We start from the raw sequence: 17,434 nt of genomic DNA, 5'->3' as shown, positions 1-17,434 counted from the left end.
TGCTAAGATACTAATTTTTAATCTTACTTGCCAATAAATAAATCACTGCCATTCGTACTGCAACTCCATTTTCAACTTGTTCCAAAATCACCGATTGTTGTGAATCGGCAACATCAGAAGTAATCTCTACTCCTCTATTAATTGGTCCTGGGTGCATGATTACGATTTCTTTGTTTAGCGAATCTAATAATTCTTTGGTTACACCGTATTGTTGCGTGTATTCTCTAGTCGTAGGAAAATAACTCACATCTAAGCGTTCGTTTTGCACACGTAACATATTCGCTACATCTGCCCATTCTAAGGCTTTACGTAAATTTGGTTCAACCGTAACTCCTAGTGATTCAATGTATTTTGGAATTAATGTTTTTGGTCCACATACTTTAACCTCTGCTCCTTGCATTTGTAACGCGAAGATATTGGACAACGCTACTCTTGAATGTAAAATATCACCTACGATTACGATTTTCTTTCCACCAACATCGCCTAATTTTTCTCTAATTGTAAAACTATCTAATAAGGCTTGTGTTGGGTGTTCATGAGCGCCATCTCCAGCATTTACAACACTTGCTCCAATATTCTGGGACAAGAAATGAGCCGCTCCAGGGCTACTGTGACGCATTACCACCATATCTACTTTCATTGATAAAATGTTGTTAACTGTATCAATCAAAGTCTCTCCTTTTTTTACCGATGATTGTGCTGCTGAAAAACTAATAACATCAGCTGAAAGTCGTTTTTGTGCTAATTCGAAAGATAATTTGGTTCTTGTACTATTTTCAAAGAAAATGTTGGCAATAGTAACATCTCGTAATGACGGTACTTTTTTAATTGGTCGATTGATTACTTCTTTGAAATGGTCTGCCGTTTCGAAAATTAAATCAATATCTTGTTTGGTAATATATTTTATTCCGATTAAATGATTTACTGATAATTCTTTCATTTATATGTAGTTGTGTGTTTGTTGTTGTTTATTTTGTTACCAGATATACTGCATCTTCACCATCATTTTCTTGCCATTTCACAATTACTTTTTCATTGTTAATGGCATCCACTTGTCTTCCTCTATAATCAGGTTGAATTGGTAAATGACGACTGAATCTTCTGTCGATTAAGGTTAAAAGTTCTACTTCTGATGGTCTTCCGAAAGATTGTATTGCAGTTAAAGCGGCATTAATACTTCTTCCGGTGTATAAAACATCATCGATGAAGACTACTTTTTTATCTTCTACTAAGAAATCTATTTGGGTTTTATTGGCTTCCAATGGTTTTTCGCCTCTTCTGAAATCATCACGAAAGAACGTAATATCTAAAAATCCCAATTGAATGTTAGAAATATTGTAATCTGATTCTAAAATTTGTTTGATTCTTTCCGCTAAATATTTTCCTCTTGGTTGTAATCCTATTAAAACAGTATTGGAAAAATCTAAATGATTTTCAATTAGTTGGCAAGCTAATCGATGCAAGATAATGTGTACTTCTTTTGAAGTGAGCAAAACTTTTTGACTCATAGTGTGTTGTTTGTACAAATTTAGAATTTATATTTCTAATAGCAATTTTAATCTACAAAAAAGAGAATATTCATGCTTAACCAAAATGTTATTTGCCACGGATTTTATGGATTTAAAAGGATTACAATTAGAAAAAATCTGTGATAATCAGTGAAATCAGTGGCTTCCATCTAAAAAAATCCCGTTACTAAAAATAGCAACGGGATTGATATTAAGAATACATTTTCTTTCTTAACTCTTTTATTTTTTCATCCTCTAAATACTCATCAAATGTCATGTATCTATCAATAGCGCCATTTGGTGTTAATTCTAAGATTCTGTTGGCAACAGTTTGCGCAAACTCGTGGTCATGTGTCGTAAATAATACAGAACCTTTGAAATTATTTAATGAATTATTAAAAGCTGTAATCGATTCTAAGTCCAAGTGATTAGTTGGTTCGTCTAACATTAATACGTTAGCTCTAATCATCATCATTCTCGACAACATACAACGTACTTTTTCTCCTCCAGATAAAACGTTACATTTTTTTAAGGCTTCTTCTCCTGAGAAAATCATTTTACCTAAAAATCCACGAACATAAACTTCATCGCGCTCTTCTTCGGTTTTTGCCCACTGACGTAACCAATCTACTAAGTTTAAATCTACTCCATCAAAAAACTCATGGTTATCAACTGGTAAATAGGATTGCGTAGTAGTAATTCCCCAATCAAAAGTTCCAGCATCAGGAGTCATTTTGTTGTTTAAAATTTCATAAAAAGCTGTTGTAGCTCTTGAATCTTTAGAGAAAACTACAATTTTATCACCTTTAGCCATGTTTAAATCTACATTTTTAAACAAAGTTTCTCCATCAACTGAAGCAGCTAAATTTTGTACATTTAAAATTTGATCACCGGCTTCTCTTTCTGTATCGAAAATGATGGCTGGATATCTTCTACTTGAAGGCTTAATCTCGTCTAAATTTAATTTTTCAATCATTTTTTTACGAGAAGTAGCTTGTTTCGATTTCGCAACATTCGCACTAAAACGACGGATAAATTCTTCTAACTCTGCTTTTTTCTCTTCTGCTTTCTTATTTTGTTGTGCTTTCTGACGTGCCGCTAATTGAGAAGACTCGTACCAAAACGTATAATTTCCAGAATAATGTGTGATTTTACCAAAATCAATATCTGAAACGTGTGTACAAACCGCATCTAAAAAGTGACGGTCATGCGAAACCACTAAAACTGTGTTTTCATAATTAGCTAAGAAATTCTCTAACCAACCAATTGTTTCAAAATCCAAGTCGTTAGTAGGCTCATCCATAATTAGTACATCAGGATTTCCAAACAATGCTTGTGCTAATAACACTCGAACTTTAAGTTTTCCATCCAAATCAGCCATTAAAGTATAATGATATTCTGCTCCAATTTCTAAGTTAGATAACATAGTTGCGGCATCGCTTTCTGCATTCCAACCGTTCATTTCGTCAAATTGTAATTGCAATTCTCCAATTCTGTTGGCGTTTTCATCTGTATAATCGGCATACAAAGCATCCATTTCTGTTTTTATAGCATGTAATACTTTATTTCCCATCAAAACAGTTTCTAAAACTGTATATTCGTCAAATAAGTTGTGATTTTGGTTTAAAACCGACATACGTTTTCCTGGCTCAAGAATTACTCTACCAGACGTTGGTTCCATTTCACCTGCAATAATTTTCATGAAGGTAGATTTTCCAGCACCATTGGCTCCAATGATTCCGTAGCAGTTACCTTGTGTGAACGTTGTATTTACTTCATCGAATAAAACTCGTTTTCCAAATTGAACCGATAAGTTTGAAACTGTTAACATTTTGATATTTTTATTAAAATTGTTGCAAAAGTACTAAATTTAGTAGATTTTTGAACACTTTAATTTAGAATTAATATAGGTTTATTTTAACTGTACCTTAACAACAAGATTTGAATATATCTGATACATTTGTTCAAGATTAATAATCAAGTAAATGATTAAAAATTACGTAAAATACTTTTTACCCCTATCTATCGTCCTTTTTTCTACTTTAACTTCTTGTAAAAGAGTCTTTAAGGAAGATAATTTTGTGGCTTACTTTGGCGGAGAAGTTTTGAACCCGCAAGAGAAATATGTTTTGTTTTTAAAAGATGATGAAGTAATTGATACTATTTATCTAGACAAGAACAATCGCTTCATGCATAAATTTGATTCGTTAGCTCCTGGCTTGTACTCTTTTAAACATAATCCTGAATATCAATATGTGTATTTTGATAAGAATGACAGTTTAATGGTTCGAGTAAATACATTTGATTTTGACAACTCTGTTGTTTTTTGTGGTCGTGGTGATGAAAAGAACAATTTCTTAATGGAATTGTATCTTAAAAACGAAGCTGACAAAGATAAAATGTATGACAATTTTGATAAAGACGTAAAAAGTTTTATCAAGAATATCGATTCTAGTTTCGCTATCCGTAAAACTTTTTATTTAAAACGCAAAGCAGAAATTGGTTGGGATGAAAATTTTGATGTAGTTGCAAAAGCTTGTTTAGACTTTCATCACATTACTAAAAAAGAAATTTATCCTTACGCACATCAGTTTAGAACAGGTGAGAATATCAGAACAAAATTACCTTCAAACTACTACGAACACCGAAAAGAAGTTGATTTTGAAAATGCCCTTTTAACCAATTATTCTCCTTTCATTAAATATGTAAGCGTAATGTTAAACAATGTTGCTCTACAGAAAGATCACTTAGATTTGAATGAGAATTCGTTAGAAAACAATATCGAAAAATTAAATATCACTGATACTTTAATCAAAAATCAGAAAGTTAAAAATGTGGTATTGAATAATGTTGCTATGATGTACTTGTTAGAAGACCAAAACATGTACAACAATCAAAAATTTATTGAACGTTATTTACAATTAACTACTGACAAGGAAAATAAAAAAGAAATTACAGAGATTTACAATTCCGTTCAGAATTTAAAAGTAGGTAATCGTTTACCTAAAATTGAATTGGTTGATACTTCCTATAAACCTTTGGATGTTAATTCAATTATCAATAAACCAACCGTTTTATTCTTTTGGACGAGTCATGCTGAATCGCATTTTGCCGCTTCTCATAGAAAAGTAATGGAATTACAAACAAAATATCCAGATTACGAATTTATTGCCATTAATGTGAATGACAATGTAGCTAACTGGAAAAATGCATTGAAAAAATATAATTTTGAAGGTATCAAAGAACTACATGCTTCAGATTTTGAAACCGCAAGAAAACAATGGGTGATTACTAAAATTCACAGAATTATAATCTTAAATGCAGATGGAACTATTAAAAACGGATTCGCCAATTTGTTTGATGTGAATTTTGAACTGAATTTGAAATAAGAAAATTAATATCATAAAAAAAGCGTTCTAATCAGAACGCTTTTTTTGTTTTATATACTTAAGAAATTATTTATTTCCTTTTTCGTAATCTGCAATAAACTGAGCAATTCCGATATCTGTTAATGGATGTTTCAATAATCCAGTAATTGATGATAAAGGTCCTGTCATAACATCTGCACCAATTTTAGCACAATTTACAACATGCATGGTATGACGCACTGAAGCTGCTAAAATTTGCGTTTCAAAACCATAGTTATCATAGATATCTCTAATTTCTTCAATTAAATTTAATCCGTCAGTTGAAATATCATCTAATCTTCCTAAGAAAGGAGAAACATAAGTAGCACCAGCTTTAGCCGCTAATAAAGCTTGACCAGCTGAGAATACTAAAGTAACATTTGTTTTAATTCCTTTATCAGAGAAATATTTACAAGCTTTAACACCTTCTTTAGTCATAGGTAATTTTACAACGATTTGTTCGTGTAAGTCAGCTAACTCCTCACCTTCTCTAATCATACCTTCTAAATCCATTGCATTTACTTCTGCACTTACATCACCGTCAACAATGTTACAAATGTCTACGTAATGTTTTAGGATATTGTTTTTTCCTGTAATGCCTTCTTTAGCCATTAACGATGGGTTTGTAGTAACGCCATCTAAAATTCCTAATTCTTGTGCTTCTTTAATTTGCTCTAAATTAGCTGTGTCAATAAAAAATTTCATCTTTTTTAAATTTTAAAGTATTGTGTGTTGTTTTGTCCTTCGACAAGCTCAGGATTAATTGTGTTGACAAAAGTACGAATAAAAAATTCCAAATTCAAGGGCAAGGACAATGGCAAGTTCAAAAAACAATTAGAAGCTGAAACAAGTCCAGCTTGACAACACCCATCGCCCATCACCTTTCACCCAACACCAATCTACAACTTATAATGATTCATCAACATTTTTTCATACACTGTATCAGGTAAAATGCGTTTTAAAACAATAGAAAACTTTTGCATGAACGCCCCAACTTTATAATGTACTTTTGGTTTATCAGTTTGAATGATAGCAAAAATTGCTTCTGCCATTTCGTTTGGATTGCTTCCACTATCAACGTGCGAATCCATCTCTTTTAAGGTGTTTCCATAAGGAACTTCGTAGGCCGAACCTTTTATAACTGGAGCATGATAACGCCCTGCAGCAATATTGGTGGCAAAATCGCCTGGAGCTACATTTGTAATTTGGATTCCAAATGATTTTACTTCCATTCGCAACGCTTCGGTAATTAATTCTAATGCGCCTTTTGAAGCCGAGTAAATTCCGCGATAAGGCAATCCCATATAACCCGCAATCGAGGTAATATTGATGATTAAACCCGATTTTTGCTCACGCATTTGAGGTAAAACCGCTTTCATTACTTCAATTGGGCCAAATAAATTCGTCTCAAAATTATTTCGGATTTCTTCTGTTGGAATTTCTTCGATTGGACCTGTAATTCCTACTCCAGCATTATTAATTACAATATCCAATCGTCCTGATTTCTGAATCACTTCTGTAACACAATTGACAATACTTTGCTTATCACGAACATCCAAAGATACTAATGGAAATATCGAATTCGTGATTTTTTCAGGATTTCGGCTTGTGCCATATACCACAAAACCTTTCTGGCGCAAAAACTCACCAATTGATTTTCCAATTCCTGATGAACCACCTGTAATTAATACTACTTTACTCATTTTAGTGTGAATTATAGTGCGAAAATACGGCTTTATATTATTTCAAGGAAATTCCTAACCCAACTTTCTCCGAAAGTAATACTTTTCCTTTTTCGATGGCGCTTCCAAAAGCGATGTCGTTAGCAATTAAATTCGCGCCATCTAAATCTACATAATCCACTAACGGAACCAAAAACGCTCCAGCAGAAATTCCTACGGTAGATTCGGTCATGCAACCTATCATGATTTTGAATTCGTTTGCTCGTGCTTCTTTAATTAGTTCTAAAGCTGGAGTTAATCCACCCGTTTTGACTAATTTGATATTGATGGTTTTATAATGTGTTTTTAAATCGGAAAGTTTAGTTTGCTCTTGGCAATCTTCATCGGCCATCCAATTCGCAAATTTGGAAGCATTCAAATGTGAATAATTTGAAAATCCGATTTTCATCGGTTGTTCAATATAAGTAAATTGAGCTGATGATGGATTTTCTTCCAATTGTTGACATTCGGAAATAGAGAAACTTCCGTTAGCATCTAAAGCAATTTCTTTTTGGCAATTCAATAATAAATCCAATGCTTTCTCATCGTAATGATTCCATTTTACTTTGAATTTATTCCAATCCGATTTTGCGATTTTTTGCAATTGTTCTTCTATTGGAGCGACACTTATGGTGATGGAAGATTCGGGTAATTGTTTTATTTCAATCGAATTAAATGCTAAGAAACTCTTATTTTCCAATTTCCCGAATAAATCCCAATACGCGCAATCTAAAGCCGAACGCAAAAAAGAATGCAGTTGTAAACTTTCTAAAAAAGCATAAAATTCAGAAGGATGCTTTATGGATTGTTTTTCGATTTGGGATTGAATTTCGGCTAATTTCTTAGTGAAATCGGATAAATTAATTCCGTAATAATCAATGGCTGTGCATTCTCCAAAGCCTATTTTTCCGTAATTGGAAAGCGAAACAATTAAGGCTTCTCTAAACGAGTAACTTCCATAACTAATTGAAAACGTTTCTTTTAGTTGTAAGCGAACAATTTGCCAAGATATTTGCATAGGAATTAGAATTGGTGTAAAAATAAAAAATCCCGAACAATCGGGACCACAATTCAAGAGAAATAAAAAATGGCAAGCGACCTACATCGCACCGCTACAACCACATACCTTTGCTGTGTTCCCACCCTGGAGGAGTCTGCAGGAGCTGGTCGTGTAGGACTTGCCGGTGCAAATATACAACCTTTTTATATTTTTGCAAGGCAATTGTGAGTATAAAAAATCATTGTATATTTACGTTATTAAATATTTCAACCATGTTAAAAGTTAAGCTATTCGCTTTCATTGTTTTAGGTGTAATTTCTACTTCATGTAAAGATGATGAAAATGCATTAAAAAATTTATTTTCGATTGAAAATCCTACGATAAAACCTATTCTTAAGTTAGAAGAAAGCATCGATTTGGTTCTTCAAAACAAAGAAAACAAAACCATTGATTCTGTTGTTTACTACATTAACGAAGTTAAAATTGGCTCGGTAAAAGGGAATGAGAAATTACCTTTTGAGTTAAAAAATCAGAAATTGGGTAACCAAACAATTAAAGCATTAGTTTATTTTGAAGGACAAAATATCGATATCACTTCTGGATTTTCAATTTACGCAAGTACTGAGCCAAAGATTTTGAATTATAAAATTGTTAATACCTATCCGCATGACATCAATGCTTATACGCAAGGTTTTGAATTTTATAATGGCGTTTTATTAGAAGGAACGGGACAATACAAAGAATCAACTTTAAGAAAAACGGATTATAAAACCGGGAAAGTAACCGAACAAATTAAGTTAGAAGACAAATATTTTGGTGAAGGAATCACGGTTTTAAAAGACAAAATTTATCAATTAACTTGGAAGGAAAAAACGGGTTTTATCTACGATGCAAAAACGTTTAAATTAGAAAAAACGTTTTCATTTGAAACCGAAGGCTGGGGAATTACCAATGATGGTGAGAAATTATACATGAGTGATGGCTCTGAAAAAATCTACATTTTGAATCCTGAAACCTTTAAAGTGGAAGATTATATTAATGTTTACACGAACGGCGCTAAAATTGAAGCTGTTAATGAAATGGAATGGATTAATGGAAAGATATGGGCTAACATTTACCAAAAAGATGCTATTGCGGTGATTAATCCAAAAACAGGAGCTGTAGAGAACGTAATCAATTGTCATGATTTAAGGAGCAAAGTAACACAACACCAAGAATTAGATGCGTTTAATGGAATTGCGTTCAATCCTGCTACGAAAACATATTTTGTAACGGGTAAAAATTGGGATAAAACTTTTGAGATAACAGCTGAATAATTTTACTCGAAATTCATAAAAAAAGCCTCATTTCTGAGGCTTTTTTACTTTTAGATTTTACTGGTAATAATATCTAACCATTTTTTAGCAATCCTAAATTCTTCTCCGATTATGAAATTTTTCGCATCTGCATGAAAGAAAATCAAATTAACCTCTTTGTGGTTACTTAATGTTAAATGTAATGCCAATTTATTGATTTCGTGGTTGTTTTTAGGAGTATTTCCATGTTTATCAAATTGAAAAAGTGAACATTTCTTAACTTCTTTAACATTGATAACTTCTTTCATTGAATGCTCTTCTCCATTTCTAAAGAAACACAATTCATCTCCTTTAATTCCAATTCCTGAGTTATTTGTCCAAAAATCAGTATCTGAAAACTTCGTGTTTTTGTCGGACGATAATTCGTTTAACGTGTTTAATAATTGATTTTTTCTTTTTCTAACATTATTATTTATAATGAAAATTGGAATAACGATTAATGAAAAAAATACGATTCCTATAATAGTGTTGGTAATATCCATTTTAAATTTATTTTAAATTAAGTGTATAATAAAATTTCCCAAGTATACTATTTACAAGGGATTAACGCGAAACTTAAAATAAATTTTACCAAAAATAATGAAACGGAAAAATGATTCTAGATGTGTTTAAAAACAGATTTAAAAAGTTCTTTTTAACGAATAAGACTTCAAAACTATTTTTATTGAATAATTCTAATTGAACTAGAGAGGTTGGTAATAAAAATGAAGGAATTTGCTTTCTAACAATTTCACTTGAACCTGAAAAATTTTGATTCGTTTTTAATGAAACGGATTCTTTTTGAATTCCTTCCTGATTAAAATCAATCTTACCTTGATTAAAATGTAAAGAAATTTCTTTTGTTAATTCCTTTTTTAAGGGTTGAGAAACAGCCAAAGTATCATTACTATGCAACAACAAATAACCGAATACAAAAACGGTTAAAGTAGTGATGATATAATGAGCAACTCTTTTCAAATGAATTATTTTTACAAATGTAGTTATTAATGGACTACTTGACTAATTTAGATACAATTTCAGATACAGGCAAAATAGCTTTCGTATCTTCAATACTTGGACCAGCTACCCAAACGGTTTTATAAGTTACTTGAGTTGCCGCTTTTTCTGTGGCTTTCATTCCGATGTAAAAACGAATCATTTTGACCCATTTTTTTAGGCTTTTATTTTTATTTAATAAAGTTTCTAACCAAGTTTGCTTAGTGCCTACTTTTTGAACATAAGGTGTATTGATTACAGTACATGGTGTTCCAGAAATACGTTCTGTCATTACGATATCTTTCGCACCATAATCCACACACGCTTGCTTGTATTCTTGAGAAACACCCGATTCAATGGAAGCAATAAACGGACTTCCTACGGAAACACCAACGGCTCCATAGCTTAGCATTTTATCTAAATCAGCCTTACTTCCTACTCCACCTGCAGAAATTACAGGTAAAGAAGTATTTTCGTTTAAAGATTTTATTAATTCCTCTGGACTAATATTTCCTCTATGCCCACCAGCTTGATTGTTTACTGCGACTAAAGCATCGGCTCCTAAACTTTCTACTTTTTTAGCGAAAGCTAAATCGGTAACATCACAAAATACTTTAATTCCTGCTTTATGTGCTTCATTTATAGTTTCTTCAGGAGAACCTAATGAAGTCAGAATGAAATCAACTTTTTCTTCACATAAAATACGTAACTGTTCTTTGTATTTTACGTTAGATTTGTTAACAATTAAATTAAACCCAAAACTTCCACCTGGAACTTTAGCAGCTTTTAATTCGTGAATAGCAGATTTTAATTCTTCTAAAGTTCTATAATTCAACGCCGGAATACAACCTGCAACACCACTTTTCATTCCTTCAATAACCATTTTAGTATTTGATACCAAAAACATAGGAGCCATAATTACAGGATGTGTAATTTGTAAAAGCGAAGTCAACGATTGTTTTTCCATTTTTATTTGAATTTATTTTCAAATATAAGAAAAAATAAAATACTATGCATGCATATTATTTTTTCTTTTTTGCTCCAGTAGATTTAGGAGAACCTTTCATCTCGTATTTACTAGAAGCTGTATTATAAACATATGTACTATTTTGAGTTTTTGTTTTTAAAACAAAGCTACCATCAGGGTTAAGAGTAAATTCAAAACCCTCACTTCTATTCTTTTCTACATCATGAGAAGCTGTTTTGTTAGCATCTAAAAAAATAGTTTCTTTAATGTGTGATGACTTATGAACATTTCCTAATAATAAAGTTTTAGTTTCGGTATCCCAAATTTGGTCTTCAGCTACAAACCCATTTTCTTTTTTTAATTTGGTATCAACTTTAATTTCTTCTTTCCAATTGACATGATAAAACTTCTTACCTTGAGTTGTAAAACTTTTTACCGTAAAACTCGTTGGTTTAAAATCTACTTTATCTAATTTTTTAACTTCTAATGTATCTACTTTTCCTTCTTTTTTAACAAATAGCACAACTCTTTTTCCTGTTTTTTCAGAAATAATTTCGGCAGAAATATTATCGACTGTAGTTAAAACTACATTTTTTGTAGCTGATTTTCCTTTGCCTTTTTGAGCAAAACCAATAGTTGATACTAATAAAACAAGAAGTAAAAATAGTTTTTTCATAATAGTAGGTTGTTAAATTAAGTTCCTAATATACAAAAAAATAGATACGATTGAATTTTATGAAATAAAAAAACCGAATCATTGCTGATTCGGTTTTAAATTTATTTTCGATTTGAAAATTATTTCACTTCTTCGAAATCTACATCTTGAGTTTGATCTCCTGAAGCATTTGCTTGAGGTTCTGCTTGTGCAGCGCCACCTTCAGCTTGTGCTTTGTACATTTCTTCTGATGCATTTTTCCATGCTTCATTGATTTTATCTAAAGCTGGAGTGATAGTTGCTACATCTTTAGTTTCGTAAGCTGCTTTTAATTCATTTAAAGCACTTTCGATTGCTCCTTTATTAGCTTCTGATAATTTATCCCCAAACTCACCTAATTGTTTTTCTGTTTGGAAAATCATAGAATCAGCTTCGTTTAACTTGTCTGCTCTTTCTTTAGCTAATTTGTCTGCTTCTGCATTCATTTCAGCATCTTTTTTCATTTTCTCGATTTCTTCTGGTGTTAATCCTGAAGAAGCTTCGATACGAATATCATGTGATTTTCCTGTTCCTTTATCAGTAGCAGAAACTTTAATGATACCATTCGCATCAATATCGAAAGTAACTTCAATTTGAGGAACTCCTCTTGGTGCTGGTGGAATACCATCTAAGTGGAAACGACCAATTGTTTTGTTATCATTTGCCATTGGTCTTTCTCCTTGTAAAACATGGATTTCTACCGATGGTTGGTTATCTGCTGCTGTTGAGAAAACTTGAGATTTTCTTGTTGGGATAGTTGTGTTAGACTCAATTAATTTTGTCATAACACTTCCCATAGTTTCAATACCTAATGAAAGTGGTGTAACGTCTAATAACAATACATCTTTTACTTCACCAGTTAAAACTCCACCTTGAATTGCAGCTCCAATTGCTACTACTTCATCAGGATTAACTCCTTTTGATGGTTTTTTGTTGAAGAATTTCTCTACTTGTTCTTGGATAACAGGAATACGAGTTGAACCTCCTACTAAAATTACTTCATCAATATCAGAAACTGATAAACCAGCATCTTTTAACGCTTTAGCAACTGGTTCCATTGAACGTTTTACTAAAGATTCAGCTAATTGTTCGAATTTAGCTCTTGTTAACGTTTGAACTAAGTGTTTTGGTCCAGAAGCCGTAGCCGTAACGTATGGTAAGTTGATTTCAGTTTGAGCAGAAGCTGATAATTCAATTTTAGCTTTCTCAGCTGCTTCTTTTAAACGTTGTAATGCCATTGGATCTTTACGTAAATCAACACCTTCAGCAGCATTAAAATCGTTAGCTAACCAATCGATAATTACTTGGTCAAAATCATCTCCACCTAAGTGTGTATCTCCGTTTGTAGATAATACTTCGAAAACTCCGTCTCCTAATTCTAAGATAGAAATATCAAAAGTACCTCCACCTAAATCGTAAACTGCGATTTTTTGGTCTTTTCCTTGTTTGTCTAATCCATAAGCTAAAGCTGCTGCTGTAGGCTCATTGATAATACGCATTACTTTTAAACCAGCAATTTCACCAGCTTCTTTCGTAGCTTGACGTTGTGCATCGTTAAAGTAAGCTGGAACAGTAATAACTGCTTCAGAAACTGAATGACCTAAATAATCTTCAGCTGTTTTTTTCATTTTTTGAAGTGTCATTGCAGACAATTCTTGTGGTGTGTATAAACGACCATCGATATCAACACGAGGTGTATCGTTGTCTCCTTTAACCACTTTGTAAGCTACTGTTGAAGCTTCTTTTGCACTTTCAGAATACTTATTCCCCATGAAACGTTTTACAGAAGCAATCGTTTTTGTAGGGTTAGTTACTGCTTGTCTTTTTGCCGGATCTCCAACTTTAATTTCTCCACCTTCTACAAATGCAATAACAGATGGTGTAGTTCTTTTTCCCTCTGCGTTTGCAATTACAACAGGTTCTCCACCTTCCATTACAGCCACACATGAGTTGGTTGTTCCTAAGTCGATTCCAATAATTTTGCTCATTTTTATACTTGTTAGATTTTAAATTTCAATTTTAAACTCGATGACTTTAATTCAAGGATTGTGCCATTACGAAAAATTAGGAAAATTGACAGAAAACAGCTTTTGTCAGGTTTTTTGAACTGACAAAATGTCGTTTTATGCCGACTTTTTTATTCTATTCTGACTTAAATTTCTAAAATTAGTCATGTTGAAGACCAAGATTGAAATCAAAATCAAGGAATAAGAAATGATTTGAGCAACAGAAACCGATTCTTTAAAATAGAAAATCGCTAAAAAGAAATGAATCAACGGATTGGTGTACATTAAAATCCCAACAGTAGAAGAATTTAATCCTTTTAAAGCATATAAATTCAGGAATAAAGGAATAATCGTGAAGACAATTACAATGATTAAAAGTAACGAATAAAACAAAAATTCGGTTGGAACTGCTCCACCATAACTCGGATAAAATGGTAATAAAATAACTGAAGAAATCACCATTTGAATGGTCAATATCAAGAATTTATCAAAATCACTATTTTTTCTTTGGGAAACTAAATAAAGACCAAAACTTAATGCGATGATTACACTATAAATCAAATCTTTGAAATTTCCATAAGATAATATCACACAACTAATTACGCACAAACCAACTGCAATCCATTGCCAAACATCGATTCTTTCTTTCAATAATATAAAAGCTAAGACAGTGGTTAATATTGGACAAATAATATAAGCAAACGAAGCTGATTGTAAACTCACATGATTCACTGCATAAATGAATAAAAACCAATTCAATACTAACAAAAGTCCGCCTATAACCGTCATGATTACTGCTGATTTTTGTTTTTTCTTAGAAAGTTCTTTGAACGTATTTTTCGCTTCAATAATAACTGATTTTCTAAAAAATAAATTAATTCCCAATAAGAAAGCCGTAGCAATAAAAACTCGGAAGAATAAAATATCTAACGAAGGATAATCCGTTAAAGGCTTCAAAGCCAAGCTGAAAAATCCCCAAATAACAAAGGCAACAAGAGCAGCTAAAAAATACTTATTTATTGGCATTACTTTTTTTTGCAAAAGAACTAAAAAAGAAGGAAACCAAATCCCAATTTTATGTTATTAATTCAAAAGATTTACAACAATTGAACTGTTTTACGTGTTGCATAATTTCAATTTTAAAAACTATCTTTGCTATACTAAAGAACTATTTATGGAATGTATTTCTGTTTTTGATATGTTAAAAATTGGTGTTGGACCTTCGAGTTCACACACTCTTGGGCCATGGCGAGCTGCCGAACAATTTTTAAAAGAATTGCGCAATCGCAATCTAATTGATAACATAATTGGTGTCAAAGTAGATTTGTATGGTTCCTTATCATTAACAGGAAAAGGGCATGCAACAGATTTAGCTGTAATGCTTGGTTTAAGTGGTGCTGACCCAGAATACATCCCCGTGGAAAGTATTGATGTAATTATTTCGGCCATTAAAAACAAGAAAGAAATTTTCTTAGGAAATGAAATCTTAATTCCGTTTTGTTTTGAAACCGATATTGTTTTCAACCGAAACTTTTTACCTTTTCATGCCAACGGATTAACTTTTACAGCCAAAACCGATACCGAAACGTATTCAGAAACCTATTATTCTATTGGTGGCGGATTTGTGGTAAAAGAAAAAGAAGATCATGACAAAGAAGAAATTTTACATACTTTCCCATTCCCGGTTGAAAAAGCAGACGAACTTTTAGCTTTTTGTGCTCAAGAAAACAAGAAAATCTCTGAAATCGTTTACGAAAACGAGAAAACCATGCGTAGCGAAGAAGAAATTCACAACGAATTACTTCGCATTTGGGATACGATGTTAGAATGCATGTACATTGGTTGTCATTCAGAAGGAATTCTTCCTGGCGGACTTAATGTTCGAAGAAGAGCTTATGACATGCACAAAAACTTGATTGGAGTTTTACCGTATGAAGATCCGTATTCATGGTTGCAAATCATCAGGCAAACCGAAGTTAAATTCCGTCAGATTTTAAAATGGGTAAGTTGTTTTGCGTTGGCAGTAAATGAAGTAAATGCTTCATTAGGTCGTGTGGTTACCGCTCCAACTAATGGAAGTGCGGGCGTTATTCCAGCCGTTTTAATGTATTATTTGGTAATCGAAAACCATGAAGCTGGCGAAAAAGAAATCAAACAATTTTTAATGGTGGCAGGTGAAATTGGCTCTATCTTCAAAAAAGGCGCTACTATTTCAGCAGCTATGGGCGGTTGTCAGGCGGAAATTGGTGTTTCTAGTGCTATGGCAGCAGCAGCTTTGTGTGAATTAATGGGCGGAACTCCAGCACAAGTTACGATGGCAGCAGAAATTGCGATGGAACATCACTTAGGATTAACTTGTGACCCGATAGGTGGTTTGGTTCAAATTCCGTGTATTGAAAGAAATACTATGGGTGCAATTAAAGCAATTAATGCAGCCGAATTAGCCTTAGAAACCGATGCTTTAAATGCAAAAGTACCTTTAGACAAAGTAATTAACACGATGTGGGAAACAGCTAAAGATATGAACACCAAATACAAAGAAACTTCAGAAGGTGGTTTAGCCGTTGCGGTTGGATTAGCGGATTGTTAATTTATGAAAAAATTAATTTTTATCTATTCATTTCTATTTACGAGTGTCTATTCAATTTCTCAAGACAGATATTGGATTATTAATGATACCAAATTATTTGAAAAACCATCTGTAGAAAGTAAATTTTATGGTTATTTTAGATATGGAGCTGAAGTAAAAATCATTGAAGATTTGAAAAATGGTTGGCTCAAAGTACAATCCGATAATTTTACTATAGGTTTTGTAAAAAAAGAGTTGGTTCGAACTACAATGAATGGAAACGATAAAATTATCGAAGATCCTTCTAACCCAATAATTAAAGGTGGTGATGCTTATTATGGCGGCAATCATTTGTTTGTTACGGTAGCTGGTTTAAAAGCTAGAAGTAAACCCGATAAAATGTCTTCTGTTAAAGAAATTCTGACTAACGGTGATGCGGTTTCAGTTAGTTATTTTCCTGTAAATAAAGACGAATGGGTTAATATTGGATATGGATTTGAACCAAATGCAGCAAAATTTGTTTTGGCAAAATATTTAGGGAAACGACCTGTTTATGAAGATTTATTGGCACAATTTGATAAACTACCAAAAACTGATGTTGCGAATAGAAAAACCATTGGAGAACGTTTAGTAGAATTAACTTGGAACAGCGGTGATGTTAATGAATTGCCTGCTTTAGAACGATACCTAGAAGTAGCCAAACAATTAAATGATGAAAAATTAATTAAGGATACAGAGTTTAATATCTTAATTGCTAAAAATATAGGATTACATACAGATTTAAACTTTAAACTACTACAAGAAAAAATACAATCATCCTATTTTGAAATCTATGGTTTTAAGTTTAACAATACCGAGATTTCATTTACAGATTTGCTGAAAAAATTTGGCAATCCATCAAAAATAGAGAATGTTGAAGATGAGTGTGGAGTATATTTATCTAATGTTTTATATCATTATTCAGATTTTATAATTAGTGTAGATCAAGACACCAATAAAGCAGAATTAGTAGAAATCTTTTTTAAACCCAATACTAAATTTTATTTTGATTCAAAATCAATATTTAGTCAACAAATTTCTGAAAAAGATTTCATTTTGAAGTATGGTCAATATTTAGAATATAGCTTTAAGAATCCTCATTTTTATAATATCTCTTTTGATTCAGGTTTTTACTCTATTTATTTTAAAGAAGGTGTTTTACATTCAATCGAAATAAATTATTATTGTTAAAG

General features: G+C 32.2%; 16 protein-coding genes and 1 other RNA gene. 4 read left to right on the top strand and 13 right to left on the bottom strand.

Annotated elements, in window-relative coordinates; translation table 11 throughout:
- Positions 1 to 10 precede the first annotated feature (10 nt).
- From IM755_RS11350 to IM755_RS11340, 3 genes are all read right to left on the bottom strand, one after another.
- The gene (locus IM755_RS11350) at positions 11 to 940 is read right to left on the bottom strand and encodes an aspartate carbamoyltransferase catalytic subunit (protein ID WP_194096931.1); all 930 of its coding nucleotides are present in this window, start codon (positions 938 to 940) and stop codon (positions 11 to 13) included.
- Positions 941 to 968: 28 nt separating this feature from the next.
- Entirely contained in the window at positions 969 to 1,508 is a 540-nt protein-coding gene (gene pyrR / locus IM755_RS11345; RefSeq protein ID WP_194096928.1) for a bifunctional pyr operon transcriptional regulator/uracil phosphoribosyltransferase PyrR, read from the bottom strand.
- A gap of 211 nt (positions 1,509 to 1,719) precedes the next feature.
- A complete protein-coding gene (locus IM755_RS11340; protein WP_194096926.1) occupies positions 1,720 to 3,339 on the bottom strand; it encodes an ABC-F family ATP-binding cassette domain-containing protein in 1,620 nt (539 codons plus the stop codon).
- Positions 3,340 to 3,493: 154 nt separating this feature from the next.
- Between IM755_RS11340 and IM755_RS11335 the strand changes: the two genes are divergently transcribed.
- Positions 3,494 to 4,897 (top strand): TlpA family protein disulfide reductase, encoded by a 1,404-nt coding sequence (locus IM755_RS11335; protein WP_194096924.1) that lies wholly within the window; start codon positions 3,494 to 3,496, stop codon positions 4,895 to 4,897.
- Positions 4,898 to 4,963: 66 nt separating this feature from the next.
- Here IM755_RS11335 and fsa read toward each other — a convergent pair whose 3' ends face one another.
- From fsa to ffs, 4 genes are all read right to left on the bottom strand, one after another.
- Positions 4,964 to 5,620 carry a fructose-6-phosphate aldolase gene (fsa, locus tag IM755_RS11330; RefSeq protein ID WP_194096922.1) on the bottom strand — a complete coding sequence of 219 codons (657 nt, stop codon included), beginning with the start codon at positions 5,618 to 5,620 and terminating at the stop codon, positions 4,964 to 4,966.
- Positions 5,621 to 5,814: 194 nt separating this feature from the next.
- Positions 5,815 to 6,618, bottom strand: coding sequence for an SDR family oxidoreductase (locus tag IM755_RS11325; protein ID WP_194096920.1), 804 nt, complete (start codon positions 6,616 to 6,618; stop codon positions 5,815 to 5,817).
- 37 nt (positions 6,619 to 6,655) lie between these two features.
- Complete coding sequence (locus tag IM755_RS11320; RefSeq protein ID WP_194096918.1) at positions 6,656 to 7,654, bottom strand: enolase C-terminal domain-like protein; 999 nt, start codon at positions 7,652 to 7,654, stop codon at positions 6,656 to 6,658.
- A gap of 68 nt (positions 7,655 to 7,722) precedes the next feature.
- Positions 7,723 to 7,820: signal recognition particle sRNA small type (gene ffs, locus IM755_RS11315), an RNA gene on the bottom strand.
- 88 nt (positions 7,821 to 7,908) lie between these two features.
- Here ffs and IM755_RS11310 point away from each other — a divergent pair.
- Positions 7,909 to 8,952, top strand: coding sequence for a glutaminyl-peptide cyclotransferase (locus tag IM755_RS11310; protein ID WP_194096916.1), 1,044 nt, complete (start codon positions 7,909 to 7,911; stop codon positions 8,950 to 8,952).
- 50 nt (positions 8,953 to 9,002) lie between these two features.
- On the opposite strand, the gene IM755_RS11305 is transcribed toward IM755_RS11310, so the two are convergent.
- From IM755_RS11305 to IM755_RS11280, 6 genes are all read right to left on the bottom strand, one after another.
- The gene (locus tag IM755_RS11305; protein ID WP_194096914.1) at positions 9,003 to 9,473 is read right to left on the bottom strand and encodes a hypothetical protein; all 471 of its coding nucleotides are present in this window, start codon (positions 9,471 to 9,473) and stop codon (positions 9,003 to 9,005) included.
- A gap of 85 nt (positions 9,474 to 9,558) precedes the next feature.
- On the bottom strand, positions 9,559 to 9,948 hold the full coding sequence (locus tag IM755_RS11300) for a hypothetical protein (protein WP_194096912.1): 390 nt from the start codon (positions 9,946 to 9,948) through the stop codon (positions 9,559 to 9,561).
- 34 nt (positions 9,949 to 9,982) lie between these two features.
- The gene (locus IM755_RS11295) at positions 9,983 to 10,933 is read right to left on the bottom strand and encodes an NAD(P)H-dependent flavin oxidoreductase (RefSeq protein ID WP_194096910.1); all 951 of its coding nucleotides are present in this window, start codon (positions 10,931 to 10,933) and stop codon (positions 9,983 to 9,985) included.
- Between the two features lie 55 nt (positions 10,934 to 10,988).
- Positions 10,989 to 11,609 (bottom strand): hypothetical protein, encoded by a 621-nt coding sequence (locus tag IM755_RS11290; RefSeq protein WP_194096907.1) that lies wholly within the window; start codon positions 11,607 to 11,609, stop codon positions 10,989 to 10,991.
- 119 nt (positions 11,610 to 11,728) lie between these two features.
- Positions 11,729 to 13,615 (bottom strand): molecular chaperone DnaK, encoded by a 1,887-nt coding sequence (dnaK, locus tag IM755_RS11285; protein ID WP_194096905.1) that lies wholly within the window; start codon positions 13,613 to 13,615, stop codon positions 11,729 to 11,731.
- A 135-nt stretch (positions 13,616 to 13,750) separates the two neighbouring features.
- The gene (locus IM755_RS11280; RefSeq protein ID WP_194096899.1) at positions 13,751 to 14,659 is read right to left on the bottom strand and encodes an EamA family transporter; all 909 of its coding nucleotides are present in this window, start codon (positions 14,657 to 14,659) and stop codon (positions 13,751 to 13,753) included.
- A 148-nt stretch (positions 14,660 to 14,807) separates the two neighbouring features.
- Here IM755_RS11280 and IM755_RS11275 point away from each other — a divergent pair, with 148 nt between their 5' ends.
- Positions 14,808 to 16,223 carry an L-serine ammonia-lyase gene (locus IM755_RS11275; RefSeq protein WP_194096897.1) on the top strand — a complete coding sequence of 472 codons (1,416 nt, stop codon included), beginning with the start codon at positions 14,808 to 14,810 and terminating at the stop codon, positions 16,221 to 16,223.
- Between the two features lie 3 nt (positions 16,224 to 16,226).
- Positions 16,227 to 17,432 (top strand): SH3 domain-containing protein, encoded by a 1,206-nt coding sequence (locus IM755_RS11270; protein WP_194096894.1) that lies wholly within the window; start codon positions 16,227 to 16,229, stop codon positions 17,430 to 17,432.
- The last annotated feature ends 2 nt before the right edge of the window (positions 17,433 to 17,434 follow it).

Source organism: Flavobacterium proteolyticum, from assembly GCF_015223105.1.
Lineage (GTDB): Bacteria > Bacteroidota > Bacteroidia > Flavobacteriales > Flavobacteriaceae > Flavobacterium > Flavobacterium proteolyticum.
Note: the sequence above shows the minus strand (reverse complement) of the source record. Positions and strands in the feature narration are given on the sequence as shown.